Source organism: Solimonas flava DSM 18980 (assembly GCF_000426685.1).
Classification (GTDB): domain Bacteria; phylum Pseudomonadota; class Gammaproteobacteria; order Nevskiales; family Nevskiaceae; genus Solimonas; species Solimonas flava.
In genome coordinates this window covers 301,718-315,015 of the sequence record NZ_AUFV01000007.1, presented here as the reverse complement: position 1 = coordinate 315,015, position 13,298 = coordinate 301,718, and the positions used below count along the sequence as shown (strand labels likewise).

Genomic DNA, 13,298 nt, shown 5'->3' with positions numbered 1-13,298 from the left:
AGGCAGCCGCGGACCGTGTCAGTGCGCCGAAGGCGGCAGCGGACGCGTCATCAGCCCGACCATGAGCCGCTCGAGGCGCGGCACATCGACCTCGCGCACGACGGTTTCGATGCGCTCGCCGACGCCGGGCTGGTAATGCGGCGCCCACGACAGCGTGTCGCCGTAACCGGGCCCGAACTGGGTGTTGACGTCGATGTAGAGCGAGTCGGCTTCGGCGATCAGCGACGGATCGAGCCAGACGGCGGCGGCGATCTCGTCCCACAGCGGAAAGCCGAGCTCCTTGTGCGACTTGAGCTGGCGCGCCAGCACCGTGTCGCGCGCCGTCATGCGCCGCATCAGATCGGCCGACAGCTCGGTCGCGGTCGACGGATCGACCGGCACCATGACGATCTTCCGCCACGGCGCGCGCAGGGCGATGCGCGCCGCTTCCGGGTCCCAGCGGAAATTGAACTCGCGGCGCGGCGTGTTGACGAATTCGCGCGCGAACTGTCGCGCCGACACGGTGTCGAGCCGGCGCTGCGGATTGAGGCTGCCGCCCATGTAGACCAGTTCCTTGGCGAGCGAGGCGAACTGCGGATCGCGCTGCTGCGCGAGCGCGATATTGGTCATCGGACCGGTTGCGACGATGCTGACCTGCCCGGGGAACTCGCGCACCTTGCGCACCAGGAAGTCGACGGCGTTCTCTGCCGAGGCCTTGATCGCCGGCATGCCCTCGGCGAGCGGCGGCACGACGTCGGGCGCGTGGTAGTTCGGCGCCGTCTGCACGGTGTCCTCGACCCAGCGCTTCATCCATGCGCCTTTCCAGATCAGCTTGCCGTACAGCGCTTCCCAGTGCTCGGTCTCGGCCTCGGTATTGAGCAGCGGCAGCTCGGCGCCGGCCATGACCGGAATGTCCGGACGACCGGCGATCTCCAGCATGCGCAGCATGTGCGCGACATTCTCGTCGCGCCAGGTCGAGCCGCTGACGATGGTGACGCCGAGCACCTCGACGTCCGGCGCCAGCACCGCCATGAACTGCGCGAGGCCCAGGCTCGGCACGTCGTCGTCGAGGATCACGAGACGCTTGCCGGCGGCCTGCGCCTGCACGGCGAACGCGAGCAGGCCGAGCGCCAGCCAGCGCAACAGGCCGAAGCGGCGGGACATCCGCAAGGGTCGCATCGGGGACATATCGTCGTTTCTCCGTCCGACGCTCAGAGCCGCTGCTGCAGCACGCGGGCCTCGAACGAGGCCGAGTCGAGTTCGTGCTGCCATTGCAGCCGCGCCTTGTCGCTGCGCTTGAGCCAATCGGCGCAGCCGGCGTCGGCCTTCAGCGCCGCGAGGCTCGCCGCGCAGGCCGCGACCGGCGTGCGGCCGTCGGCCTGCCACAGGCTGTCGCCGGCGATGAACGCATAGCTCAGGCCGTTGCGCGCGATCTGCTTGAGCGTCGGGTAGTCGAGCCCCTGCTCCTGCGCGGCACGGATGTATTCCCAGGTCATGTCGCTGCGCGACACGCCTTCGTCGTCGGTCGACAGTACCACCGGCACACCGGCAGCGAGATACAGCGGCAGCGGATGGTCGCGGCCCTTCACGCCGAGGATCACGTCGTTGCTCGTCAGATTGATCTCGACGGCGATGCGGTCGCGCGCCATCGCCGCGAGCAGCTTCGGCGCGTCCGCCTCGTAGGCGATGTCGACGCCGTGACCGATGCGCAGCGCGCCGGCGATCACCGCGTCGCGGATGTGGAAGCCGAGATCCGCCGGCGGCACCAGGCCCATCGTCAGCTCGCCGGCGTGCAGCGTCTTCTTCACCTGCGGCGCGCGCGCGCTGAAGAAGCGGAACATGTCCATGTGCGCGCGGTAATCGGCGAGCGCGATCGGGTTGTCTTCCGGGTCAACGATGTTGATGCCGACGAAGCGCGGATCGGCCTGCACCAGCGCATAGCCGAGCGCCATCTCGGCGAACGCGAACGGCTGCGGCATCGCGCGGTCGACGTAGGCCAGATAGCGGAACTGCACGACGCAGGCGGCGTCGGCCTGCGCCGTGCCGCAGCGCAGGCGCTCGCGGATCACGGCGTCGGCGGCGTCGAATTCGACGCGCGCCTCGGCGACCAGCTTCGGCAGCTCGGCCTCGATCTGCCGGTAGTTCGCCGCATAGTCACCGGCCTGCCACGGCTTCTTCGCCGCGCGTGGCGCGAAGCTATAGGCATTGCTCGGGTTGACCATGATCTCGACGTAGCCGACGCGGTCGTGGGCGGCGAGCTTCAGGGTCTCGACGACGGTGTCGCCGAGCCGCGTCGCGGCCAGCGGCATGAACTTGCCGAACACCGAGAAGAAGCGGTCGTGCCCGCTCGCGAAACCGACGCCGGGCACGAAGTTGCGCATCGACAGCGCGTCGACGACCTGCTCGTAAAGCGCCGGATCGCGCGTCGCCAGGCCGCGCGCCGGCGCCTCGCCGGCCTTGCACGGCGGCGCGACCAGGCCCTTGTCGGCGAGCTTCACGCAGTAGCCGTCCTCGTCGGCCCAGCGCAGGTAATCCTCGGCGTAGACGCTGCCGACCAGATGGTTGTGCAGATCGCCGCCCTTGGGCATCTGCTGCAGGAACGCGCGCAGCCTTGCGCTCTGGCCGACCAGCGTCTGGAACTGCGCGGCGACGCGCTGCTCGCGACGTGCGGCGTCGTCGGCGGCCTGCGCGGCGCAGGCGGCGGCGCCGAGCAGCGCCGCGGCGGCGAGCGCGGCGCAGCGCCGAAAACGGGAGCGGGAACGAGTCTTCATGATCGGACCTCAATCCTTCTTCTTCGCCGGCGCGCTGCCCGGCACGGTGTTCTCGTAGCGATCCCAGTGCGCGAGGATCTCGCGGATCACCGGCACGCCGACGCGATAGTTCGCCTCGTACGCGGCGAGCTGGCCCGGCGCCTCGTCGCCGATGGTGGCCAGCGGATCGACGCCCGGCGGCGGCATCGACGGATTGCTCGCCGTACGCAGCACCAGCACGCGCTGCGGATCGACGTAACCGAGCTTGCCGAACTCGTCCATCATCCGCGCCGCGTCCTGGCTCTCCATGTTGGTCATCACGAACTGGCCCTGGCCGTGCGTCCACAGCTTGACCCAGTCCTCGGCCCAGTGCGTGCGTGCCGGTCCGTGCCAGTAGCGCTTGGCGCCGAGCGTTTCGCCGAGCAGCACGAACGGTGGCTTCTGCGCGTTCGGATAGCCCTTCCAGGCCTTGCGCTGCCCGGCGAGCGCCGGCGTGTCCGGAATCTTCACCGCGCGCGTCAGCGCGTAGGCCCACTGCGTCAGCGCCGGATTCATCCGGTAGGCCATGCCCAGATCGTCGGCGGACTCGGCTTCGCCGAAGCTGTTCGGATCGCTCGGCAGCGCGTTCGGCTTCGACGCACCGATCGCGAACAAGCCGTAGGGCCAGTCGGCCGGAATCTCGCGATCGTCGAACTCGCGCAGCTCGTCGCCGTTGACGACCCAGCGCGCCCACGCGGCGCTGCCGACCGAGGCGACGTTCGGATCGACACCGGAGATGCCGGTGAACAGCCAGTAGGTGCGGGTCAGGTCGAAGCGCGGATCGAGCACGAAGGCGTCGAGATCGCGCAGCAGCAGACCGTAGAGACCGTCGGCGTTGCGGCGGATGCCGCGCATCGCGCCGCGCACGTCGCTGATCGTTTCGTCGAGATGCTCGCGCTCGACCCACAGCTGGTATTCACCGGGCTTGTCGCCGCGATCCTGGCCGTTCTCGAAATTGGCGACGACGACCATGCGCACGGCGATGCGCGCGGCGGGCTGCGCCGGCGGCGGCAGCGGCGGTTCGGCAGCCGCGGCGGCGACGCTGGCGCCGAGCAGCAGCAACGCTGCCGCGCAAGCGGAACGGGATGAAATTCGCATCGGTTTCTCCGGTCGTGGGGCTCGACTTCGAACGGCGGCGCAGTGCCGCTCAGCGCAGGAACGGCAGCAGCACCTTCAGGAACGCCTCCGGCGCCTCGGTCATCGGCACGTGCGCGGTCTCGGCGATCAGCGCCAGCTTCGCGCCGGGAATGCCGGCCGCGTACCAGCGGCCGTCGTCGACCGGCACCAGCTCGTCGTGCTCGCCCCAGATCACCAGTGTCGGAATGCGGATCGCGCCGAGCTGACCGTCGACCGCCTCGTCGAGCAGCGCCGGATTGCTGGTCACCGAATGCACGGTCCAGCCGTCGTCCTTGTCGAGGTTCCACTGCAGGCTCGCGCGCACGTCGCCGGCGCTCGGCACACGCGCCTTGTAGAACACCGCGCCGACGCTGGCCTTGACGCCGGCCAGCGAAACCGGCGGCGGACCGCGCCGGCCGTCCGGCGGCGGCGTGAACATGCCCGCCATCGTCGCGCGGCGACCGGCGGCGTCGCAGAGCACGAGCCTGACCGGCCTGGGCAGCGTGAACGCCGGATCGGCGGCGATGCCCTGCAGCGACTGGATCGCGTACTGCGCGGCGATCCAGCCGCCGAGCGATTCGCCGATCAGCGTGAACGCGCCGACCTTCTTCTCGCGCAGGAACTCGCCGAGCGTATCGACCCAGAGCTGGATGCTGTAGTCGACGATCGGCTTGGCCGAGCCGCCGAAGCCGAGCTGGTCGAGCGCGATCACGTGATGCGTCTGCGCGAGCTGCGGCATCACCGCGCCCCAGTTGCCGAGCGCGTTGCTGCCGAGGCCGTGCAGCAGCACGACGGTCGGCGCCTGCGGATCGCTCGGGCCCATCTCGTAGTAGCGGATGTCGACGCCGAACACCTTGAGCGTCTGCGCCTGCGGTTCGGCCGCGACGGCGGGCGCGATCCACGCGAGGATGCCCGTGCACGCGAGCAGCGCCGCGAGGCCGCGACGCCATGAATACGACTGTTTCATCGTGCTGCGCTCCTGCTGAAGAATGGGAATATCTGGATCACGCGACTTGCCGAAGCAGCGACGCAACGCCGATCATCGGCGACCGCCACTCCTGCACCGCCATGTCCACCGATCTGATCACCGCCCTGCCGAAAGCCGAGCTGCACCTGCACATCGAAGGCACGCTCGAACCCGAGATGGTGTTCCGCCTCGCCGCCCGGCACGGCGTGAAGCTGGCCTACGACAGCGTCGAGGCGCTGCGGGCCGCCTACGACTTCACCGATCTGCAGAGCTTTCTCGACCTCTACTACGCCGGCGCCGACGTGCTGCGCGACGAGCAGGACTTCTACGACATGACGCGCGCCTATCTGGCGCGCGCCGCCGCCGACGGCGTCGTGCACGTCGAGCCGTTCTTCGACCCGCAGACGCATACCGCGCGCGGCATCGGCTTCGAGGTCTTCATGTCCGGCATCCTGCGCGCGCTGGCCGACGGCGAGCGCGAGTACGGCATCAGCTGGCGCCTGATCCTGTGCTTCCTGCGTCACCTGAGCGCCGACGAGGCGATGGCGACGCTCGAAGCGGCCCTGCCCTGGCGCGCATCGATCACCGCCGTCGGCCTCGACTCGTCCGAGCGCGGTCATCCGCCGTCGAAGTTCGTCGCCGTCTTCGATCGCGCCCGCGCGCTCGGCCTGCTGAGCGTCGCGCACGCCGGCGAGGAAGGCCCGCCGGCCTACATCGTCGAGGCGCTGGACCTGCTGCACGTGCGCCGCATCGACCACGGCGTGCGCTGCGTCGAAGACGCGGCGCTGGTCGAACGCCTGGCGCGCGAGCGGATTCCGCTCACCGTCTGCCCGCTGTCGAACGTCAAGCTGCGCGTGTTCCAGCGCGCCGCCGACCACAATCTCAAGGCCCTGCTCGAACGCGGCCTGTGCGTGACCGTCAATTCCGACGATCCGGCCTACTTCGGCGGCTACGTCGGCGACAACTACCGCGCGATGCAGCAGGCGCTCGGCCTGTCCGACGCCCAGATCGTGCAGCTGGCGCGCAACAGCATCGAAGCCTCGTTCCTCGACGCCGCCGCCAAGCAGCGCTGGCTGGCGCGCATCACCGAAGTCGCGACGGCCCACGGCGTGGCCACGCCCTAGGCGCCGCGACATCCGGCGCGCCGCGGCGTTCACGCCGCGGCGCCCGCTGCGGCCAGCAGTTCGGCCAGCGTGCAGGCGACGACCTTGGTCGCGCGCCGCAGGTCTTCGAGACGCAGCTTCTCGTTCGCCGCGTGGCCGTTGGCCTCGCCGAGCGTGCGCGGGCCGGCGCCGTAGAGCACGGTCGGAATGCCGGCGGCGGCGTAGTGACGCGCGTCGGTATACAGCGGCACGCCATGCTCGCCGACCGGCGTGGCGAAGATCTCGCTGCCGTAACGCTCCAGCGCGTCGATCAGCCGGTCGGCGCCGGGCAGGCGCACCAGCGGCAGCGCCTGCAGCACGCGGCGGATCTCGACGCGAATGCCTGGCAGCGCCGCGGCGGTATCGCCGATCAGCGCGCGCAGCTGGGCCTCGACCGTGTCGAAGGACTCTTCCGGAATGATGCGGCGGTCGAGGCGGAAGCGGACGAGGTCCGGCACCACGTTGGTATTGATGCCGCCGGAGATCAGGCCGACGTTGAGCGTCGGATGGTCGATGCCCGGCGTCTGCGAATGAATCTTCGCCATCTCGGCGCGCGCGGCGTAGAGCACGCCGAGGAGGCGCGTCGCCGCTTCGAGCGCGTCGACGCCGGACGCCGGCATCGCGGCGTGGCCCTGCTTGCCGTGCACCGTCACTTCGAGGTGCAGGCAGCCGTTGTGCGCGGTCGTCACCGCGTACGGAAAGCCGGCGCAGATCGCGTAGTCGGGCCGCGACAGTTTCTGTTCGAGCAGGCGCCGCGGGCCGATGTCGCCGCCGGTCTCCTCGTCATAGGTGAAGTGCAGCTCGACCTGGCCGCGCAGCGGCCAGCTCGCGGCGACGCGCTGCAGCGCGCGCAGCGCGTAGGTGTAGGTCGCGAAATCCGATTTGCTGACGGCGACGCCGCGGCCGTACATCGTCGGCCCGTGGCCCGGCTCGTCGCGCACCACGGCGCCGTACGGGTCCTCGCTCCAGCCCAGGCCCGGCGGCACCACGTCGCCGTGCGCGTTCAGCGCGATGCACGGCCCGCCGTCGCCGAAGCGCTGGCGGACGATCAGATTGGTCGCCGCGATCATGCCGACCGCCTCGACTTCGGCCTGCGGCACCGGATCGGTTTCGACGGCATAGCCGAGCGCTTCGAGCAGCTGCTGCGTGCGGGCGGCGTGCGCAGCGCAATCGCCCGGCGGGTTGTCGCTGGGCACGCGCACCAGCTCGGCGAGAAACGCGCAGGCGGCGTCGAACTCGGCGTCGACGGCGGCGCCGAGCGCGGCCTGGACGGAAGACGGAAGAGAAACGGAAGTCATGTCGGGATTCAGGGCGTGTCGTCCTGCAGGAAGTGCGCGAACGCCGCCGCGGCAAGCGCGGCGTCGTCGGCGCTGAGGCTTTCTTCGGGGTTGTGGCTGACGCCGCCGGCGCCGCAGCGCACGAACAGCATGCCGATCCCGGTCAGGGTCGCCATCATCATCGCGTCGTGGCCGGCGCCGCTCGGCAGATGGCGGCTTTGCGCGGCGCCGGTGACGGCGCGGATCGCCGCGTCGAGGCGTCGCTGCAGCGCCGGCGCGCAGGGCGTGGCGTCGGCGTGCACGATCTCCTCGGGCTCGATGCGCAGCTTGCGCCGCGCCGCGACCGCGGCGATCTCGGCCAGCACCGCGTCGACCGCGGCGTCGCGCGTCGCGTCGCTCGGCGCGCGAATGTCGATGCTCAGTTCGCAGCGGCCCGGCACGACGTTGACGGCGCCGTCCGGCACTTCGAGACGGCCGACGGTGCCGACCAGGCCCGGCGTGCCGCTGCACAGGCGCTCGACGGCGAGCACGATCTCGGCGGCGCCGGCGGCGGCGTCCTGGCGCAGATACATCGGCACCGTGCCGGCATGTCCGGCGCGGCCGCGGATCGCGACGCGGAAGCGGCGGCTGCCGGCGATCGCGGTGACGACGCCGAGCGCGAGGTTCTCGTCGAGCAGCACCGGGCCCTGCTCGATATGCACCTCGACGTAGCCGAGCAGCTGCGCCGGATCGCGGGCCAGCGCCGCGATCCGCGCCGGATCGTGACCGGCGCCGCGCAGCGCCTCGGCGAGCGTGACGCCGGCGGCGTCGGTGCGCTGCAGCAGCGCCGGATCGAAGCGGCCGGCGACCGCGCTGCTGCCGAGGAACGTCGACTTGAAGCGCACGCCCTCCTCTTCGGCGAAGCCGATGATCTCCAGATCGAACGGCAGCGCGACGCCGCGGCGACGCAGCAGGCCGGCGACGACGATCGGCAGCAGGATGCCGAGCCGGCCGTCGTAGCGGCCGGCATCGGTGACGGTGTCGTAGTGCGAGCCGCTGATCAGCGTCTTCGCGCCCGGCGTCGTGCTGGCCCAGCGGCCAACGACGTTGCCGACGTCGTCGATCTGCGCATCGAGGCCGGCCTGCAACATCCAGTCGCGCAGCTTGCGCGCCGTGGCCTGATGCGCAGCGGACAAATAGGTGCAGCACAGCGCGTCGTCGCGCTCGCTGTAGCGCGCCAGCGCCTCGGCCATCGCCAGAATCTCGCGCCCGGCCGCCGCCAGGTCGTCGACGGCGAAGCGCTCGGCGAGCCGGAAATCGGCGATACGCGCAATCTCGACCAGCGCCGTGCGCAGCTCGGCCTCGGCTTCGTGCGCGAGGCGGCGGCGCAGCTCGGCGACGATGTCGGCGCGCTGCCGGCCCTTGACCGAAATCACGAACGGAAAACCGAACTTCTCGCGGTAGGCGGCGTTGAGCGTCTGCAGTTCGCCGAGCGCGTCGGCCGGCGCCCGCGTCAGCCCGGCGCCGGCCTGCTCGGAGGTCGAGGCCGCGGTCAGCTCACCGCGCATCGCCGCGCTGCCGGCCAGCTCGGGGTGCGCGCCTACCAGCGCCAGCTGCGCCTCGCGCGGCGCCTCGAACATCGTTGCGCACAGCGCGTCGAGCAGCGCGAAGCGCGTCGCGAACGGACGCCGCGCGGCGGTTTGTTCGGCGATCCACGGCGAGTGTTCGAAGATGCCGTCGAGCGCCGCGACGAACGCCGGCAGCGGACAGCGGTTGAGAACGTCGAGATCGATCATGCGGCGGGCGCCGGGAAATGCTGTTGCCAGTGGCGGGCGATGTCGATGCGCCGGCAGATCCAGACCTTGTCGTGCGCCTGCACGTAGTCGAGGAAGCGCTGCAGCGCGGCGATGCGCGCCGGCCGGCCGACCAGACGGCTGTGCAGGCCGATCGACAGCATCTTCGGCGCGTCGAGGCCGTCCGGATCGCCTTCCGCGTAGAGCGTGTCGAAGGCGTCCTTGAGGTAGTCGAAGAATTCGGCGCCGGTCGCGAAGCCCTGTGCCGAGGCGAAGCGCATGTCGTTGCTGTCGAGCGTGTACGGCACGACCAGATGCGGCACGCTGCCGCGCGCGGTCTCGACCCGGGTCCAGTACGGCAGGTCGTCGGCGTAGGAGTCGGCGTCGTAGACGAAGCCGCCGTGCTCGACGACCAGACGCCGCGTGTTCGGGCTGTCGCGGCCGGTATACCAGCCGAGCGGCATCTCGCCGGTCAGCTCCTGCATCAGCGCGACCGCCTCGTGCAGGTGCGCGCGCTCGCTCGCCTCGTCCATCGTCTGGTAGCTGATCCAGCGCAGGCCGTGGCAGGCGATCTCGAAATCCAGTTCCTTGGCGACGGCGACCACGTCCGGCGTGCGCGCCAGCGCCTTGGCGACCGCGAACAGCGTCAGCGGCAGGCCGCGCGCTTCGAAGGCGCGCACCACACGCCAGAAGCCGGCGCGCGAACCGTACTCGTACAGCGATTCCATGCTCAGGTGGCGCATCGGGAACGCCGGCGGATTGAACATTTCCGACAGGAAGGTTTCCGACGCCGCGTCGCCGTGCAGCACGCAGTTCTCGGCGCCCTCCTCGACGTTGAGCACGAACTGCAGCGCGATGCGCGCCCCGCCCGGCCAGCGCGGATGCGGCGGCCGCCGGCCGTAGCCGATCAGATCGCGCGGATAGGCGCTCATGCCGGCTCCCCGAGCACGGCGAGCAGATCGACGCCCGGCGCCGCCGGCTCCTGCAGGCGCAGATCGGCGAGCACGTGGTCGAGGTGATGCAGCATGTGCTGGGCGGCGTCCGGGCTGCGCTTCTCGAGCGCGCTGACCAGTTCCTGATGCTCGTCCGGCGGACAGCAGGTGGTGGCCGCTTCCTGGTAGACGGCGATGATCAGCGATGAGCGCGAGACCAGCTCGCGCAGCAGTTCGAGCAGCGTCGCGTTGCCGGCGCACTCGGCGATGATCAGGTGGAACTCGCCGGACAGGCGGATCGCCATGCGCCGGTCGTTGCGCTTGGCGGCGGCCTTTTCCTTCTGCAGGTGATCGCGGATGCGCTGCAGGTCGGCGCGCGAGGCCTTCTCGACGAAGCGCGCGACGATCGCCGGTTCGATCAGGCGTCGCGCCTCGAAGATGTCGAGCGCTTCCTGCACGGTCGGCAGGGTCACGATCGCGCCGCGGTTCGGCAGCAGCGTCACCAGCCGTTCGCTGGCGAGCTTCTGCAGCACCTGCCGCACGCGCGTGCGGCCGAGGCCGAAGATCTCGCACAGACGATTCTCGACCAGGCGCGCGCCCGGCGGCAGGCTGTGGTCGATGATCGCCGCGTAGATGCGCTCGTAGGCCACGTCGATGGCGCTGGCGCCCGGCACTGCGGCCACCGGCGCGGCCACTGCCACGCGCCTGGCGGGCTTGCGTCCGCTTGTCGTTGTCTTGCTCATGCCACTCCCCCGTCCTGTCCGGCTCTGGCGGCGGCTTCCGTGCCGCCGATATAGGTACGCCGCACCGCGCGCTCGTCGCCGAGCGTCATCAGCACGAGCAGTTTTTCGCTCAAGGTCCGGCAGCCGGCGATGCGCCGCGCGAGCAGCGGCGTCGCCTGCCAGTCGATGGCGATGAAATCCGCCTCGCAGCCGGCCGCGAACGAGCCGATGCGGTTCTGCAGCTGCAGCACGCGCGCGTTGCCGAGCGTCGCGAGATAGAACGCGCGCAGCGGCGTCAGGCGCTGGCCGCGCAGCTGCGCGACCTTGTACGCCTCGCCGAGCGTGCGCAGCATTGAGAAGCTGGTGCCGCCGCCGACGTCGGTGGCGACGCCGAAGCGCAGGCCGGCCTCGTCGCTGGCGGCGAAGTCGAACAGGCCGCTGCCGAGATACAGGTTCGAGGTCGGCGCATGTGCGGCGCAGGCGCCGCAGTCGGCCATGCGCCGGCGGTCGACGCTGTCGAGATGGATGCAGTGCGCGTAGATCGCGCGCTCGCGCAGCAGGCCGTAGTGGTCGTAGACGTCGAGGTAGCTGCGCCGCTCCGGGAACAGCTCGCGGACCCAGGCGATCTCGCCGAGGTTCTCGGCCAGATGGCTGTGGATATAGGTGTCGGGATAGTCGCGCGCCAGGCGTCCGGCGGCGGCCAGCTGCGCCGGCGTCGAGGTCGGCGCGAAGCGCGGCGTGATCGCCACCGCGAGGCGGCCGCGGCCGTGCCAAGTCTCGATCAGCTCGCGCGTCTCGCGCTCGCCGTCGCCGGCGGTGTCGCGCAGGTTGTCCGGGCAATTGCGGTCCATCAGCACCTTGCCGGCGATCATGCGCAGGCCGCGGCGCTCGGCGGCGGCGAAGAACGCTTCGGCCGAGGCCTTGTGCACGGTGCAGAACACCAGCGCCGTGGTCGTGCCGTTGCGCAGCAGTTCGTCGAGGAAGACCTCGGCGACCTCGCTGGCGTAGGCGTAATCGCCGAAACGCGCCTCGACGGCGAAGATGTAGTGCTCCAGCCAGTCGAGCAGATCGCGGCCGGCCGAGCCGATCACTTCGGTCTGCGGAAAGTGGATGTGCGTGTCGATCAGGCCGGGCAGCAGCAGATCGGTGCCGTGATCGACGATCGTCGTGCCGTCCGGCAGCGCCGGCAGCAGTTCGGCGGCGGGCCCGGCGGCGGCGATGCGGCCGTCCTCGACCAGCAGCAGGCCGTCCTCGTGGTAGTGGTAGCGGCCGGCGTCGTCGTGATCGCCGGGGTCACCGGAGAAATGCAGCAGCGCGCCGCGGTGGGCCTGCAGGCTCATGCCCCACCCTCCGCGCCGCCGCGACGTTCCATGCGCGCCGTCATTGCGGCGCTCCGCGGTCGATCCAGTCGAGCACGGTCTGCCGTTCGGCGTCCGTCATCTGCGTCAGATTGCCGAGCGGCATGGTCCTGGCCAGCAGCTGCTGGCGCATCGTCGTCAGGTGCTGCTGCAGATGCTCGGGCGTTTCCAGCATCACGCCCTTGGGCGGCGCGACGAAACCGGCGAAGCTCGGATGCTCGGCGTGGCAGCCGGCGCAGCGCTGCACGACGATCGCCTCGACCTGCGCGAACGGCGGCGCCGCGGCCGCGCCGGCGGTGGCGGCGGCCGGCACCGGGCGCAGCAGCACGATCACCGCGGCGATCGCCGCCAGGCCCAGCAGCGCCGGCCACAGCGGCGTGCGGCCGCCGCGCTCGTGCGCCTTGTGGCGCATCACGAACCAGGCGCGGATCGCGGCGCCGGCCAGCGCCAGGCCGATCAGCGCCAGCACCTTGTGCTCGGAGCCGTAGGTCGAGGCGTAATGATTGCTGATCATCGTGAACAGCACCGGCAGCGTGAAATAGGTGTTGTGCACCGAGCGCTGCTTGCCGCGCGCGCCGTCGCGCGGATCGGGCTCGCGGCCCTCGCGCATCGCCGCGACCGAGCGGCGCTGGCCGGGAATGATCACGAAGAAGACGTTGGCGACCATCATCGTGCCGAGCAGCGCGCCGAAGTGGATGTACGCGCCGCGGCCGCTGAACACCGCGCACAGGCCCCAGGCGGCGAGCCCGAGCAGCACGGCGAGCACCGCGGCCAGCGCGCGCTCGTGGCGGCCCAGCGGCGAACGGCACAGGCCGTCGTAGACCAGCCAGCCGCCGGCCAGCGTGGCGAGGCCGATCGCGACCGCCTGCCACGGCGCCAATGCGAGCACCGCGGGGTCGATCAGGTACAGCGTCGGCGCGCCGTAGTACAGCACGCAGAGCAGGAAGAAGCCGGTCAGCCAGGTGCTGTACGCCTCCCAGTAGAACCAGTGCAGCTGCGCCGGCAGCTGCGGCGGCGCGACGCGATATTTCTGCGAGTGGTAGAAGCCGCCGCCGTGCACCGCCCACAGCTCGCCGGCGACGCCGCGCCGCGCCGCGGCCGGATCGGCCGGCGTCAGCAGATGGTTGTCGAGCCAGACGAAGTAGAACGACGCGCCGATCCAGGCGATGCCGACGATGACGTGCGCCCAGCGTCCGAGCAGGTTCAGCCATTCGAGCAGATAGGCTTCCATGGGTATCTGTGAC

11 protein-coding genes are annotated in these 13,298 nt (G+C 70.8%); 1 reads left to right on the top strand and 10 read right to left on the bottom strand.

From position 1 onward, the window contains the following. Positions 1-18: 18 nt before the first annotated feature. From K343_RS0108850 to K343_RS0108835, 4 genes are read right to left on the bottom strand one after another with little or no spacing between them, the layout of a single operon-like run. Positions 19-1,143, bottom strand: coding sequence for a nucleoside hydrolase (locus K343_RS0108850; RefSeq protein ID WP_084615783.1), 1,125 nt, complete (start codon positions 1,141-1,143; stop codon positions 19-21). A 47-nt stretch (positions 1,144-1,190) separates the two neighbouring features. Continuing rightward, positions 1,191-2,750: an adenosine deaminase family protein gene (locus K343_RS0108845; protein ID WP_028007762.1), complete on the bottom strand. Its 1,560-nt coding sequence runs from the start codon at positions 2,748-2,750 to the stop codon at positions 1,191-1,193. A gap of 9 nt (positions 2,751-2,759) precedes the next feature. Continuing rightward, entirely contained in the window at positions 2,760-3,866 is a 1,107-nt protein-coding gene (locus K343_RS0108840) for a purine-nucleoside phosphorylase (RefSeq protein ID WP_028007761.1), read from the bottom strand. Between the two features lie 49 nt (positions 3,867-3,915). Next, a complete protein-coding gene (locus K343_RS0108835) occupies positions 3,916-4,851 on the bottom strand; it encodes an alpha/beta fold hydrolase (RefSeq protein WP_028007760.1) in 936 nt (311 codons plus the stop codon). 101 nt (positions 4,852-4,952) lie between these two features. On the opposite strand from K343_RS0108835, the gene K343_RS0108830 reads away from it, so the two are divergent. Continuing rightward, a complete protein-coding gene (locus tag K343_RS0108830; RefSeq protein ID WP_028007759.1) occupies positions 4,953-5,975 on the top strand; it encodes an adenosine deaminase in 1,023 nt (340 codons plus the stop codon). Between the two features lie 29 nt (positions 5,976-6,004). Here the strand turns inward: K343_RS0108830 and K343_RS0108825 are convergent, their stop codons facing one another. The 6 genes from K343_RS0108825 to K343_RS0108800 are packed head-to-tail and all read right to left on the bottom strand — an operon-like array spanning position 6,005 to position 13,285. Further along, complete coding sequence (locus tag K343_RS0108825) at positions 6,005-7,291, bottom strand: M20/M25/M40 family metallo-hydrolase (protein WP_028007758.1); 1,287 nt, start codon at positions 7,289-7,291, stop codon at positions 6,005-6,007. Between the two features lie 8 nt (positions 7,292-7,299). Next, positions 7,300-9,045: an allantoate amidohydrolase gene (locus K343_RS0108820; protein WP_028007757.1), complete on the bottom strand. Its 1,746-nt coding sequence runs from the start codon at positions 9,043-9,045 to the stop codon at positions 7,300-7,302. After that, entirely contained in the window at positions 9,042-9,974 is a 933-nt protein-coding gene (gene puuE / locus K343_RS0108815; protein WP_028007756.1) for an allantoinase PuuE, read from the bottom strand. Before puuE ends, K343_RS0108820 begins: the two co-directional genes overlap by 4 nt. Further along, positions 9,971-10,717, bottom strand: coding sequence for a GntR family transcriptional regulator (locus K343_RS0108810; protein ID WP_028007755.1), 747 nt, complete (start codon positions 10,715-10,717; stop codon positions 9,971-9,973). Before K343_RS0108810 ends, puuE begins: the two co-directional genes overlap by 4 nt. Continuing rightward, entirely contained in the window at positions 10,714-12,036 is a 1,323-nt protein-coding gene (guaD, locus tag K343_RS0108805) for a guanine deaminase (RefSeq protein ID WP_028007754.1), read from the bottom strand. The genes K343_RS0108810 and guaD overlap by 4 nt, the downstream gene beginning before the upstream one ends. Before the next feature lie 40 nt (positions 12,037-12,076). Next, positions 12,077-13,285, bottom strand: a complete 1,209-nt coding sequence (locus K343_RS0108800; RefSeq protein ID WP_028007753.1) for a urate hydroxylase PuuD — start codon at positions 13,283-13,285, stop codon at positions 12,077-12,079. Positions 13,286-13,298 lie beyond the last annotated feature (13 nt).

Bases quoted from the DNA above. Each gene is read 5' to 3' on its own strand.
- puuE (WP_028007756.1), bottom strand. From the start codon at position 9,974: ATGAGCGCCTATCCGCGCGATCTGATCGGCTACGGCCGGCGGCCGCCG.
- K343_RS0108850 (WP_084615783.1), bottom strand. From the start codon at position 1,143: ATGTCCCGCCGCTTCGGCCTGTTGCGCTGGCTGGCGCTCGGCCTGCTC.
- K343_RS0108830 (WP_028007759.1), top strand. From the start codon at position 4,953: ATGTCCACCGATCTGATCACCGCCCTGCCGAAAGCCGAGCTGCACCTG.
- K343_RS0108820 (WP_028007757.1), bottom strand. From the start codon at position 9,045: ATGATCGATCTCGACGTTCTCAACCGCTGTCCGCTGCCGGCGTTCGTC.
- K343_RS0108810 (WP_028007755.1), bottom strand. From the start codon at position 10,717: ATGAGCAAGACAACGACAAGCGGACGCAAGCCCGCCAGGCGCGTGGCA.
- K343_RS0108840 (WP_028007761.1), bottom strand. From the start codon at position 3,866: ATGCGAATTTCATCCCGTTCCGCTTGCGCGGCAGCGTTGCTGCTGCTC.
- K343_RS0108800 (WP_028007753.1), bottom strand. From the start codon at position 13,285: ATGGAAGCCTATCTGCTCGAATGGCTGAACCTGCTCGGACGCTGGGCG.
- K343_RS0108845 (WP_028007762.1), bottom strand. From the start codon at position 2,750: ATGAAGACTCGTTCCCGCTCCCGTTTTCGGCGCTGCGCCGCGCTCGCC.
- K343_RS0108835 (WP_028007760.1), bottom strand. From the start codon at position 4,851: ATGAAACAGTCGTATTCATGGCGTCGCGGCCTCGCGGCGCTGCTCGCG.
- K343_RS0108825 (WP_028007758.1), bottom strand. From the start codon at position 7,291: ATGACTTCCGTTTCTCTTCCGTCTTCCGTCCAGGCCGCGCTCGGCGCC.
- guaD (WP_028007754.1), bottom strand. From the start codon at position 12,036: ATGAGCCTGCAGGCCCACCGCGGCGCGCTGCTGCATTTCTCCGGTGAC.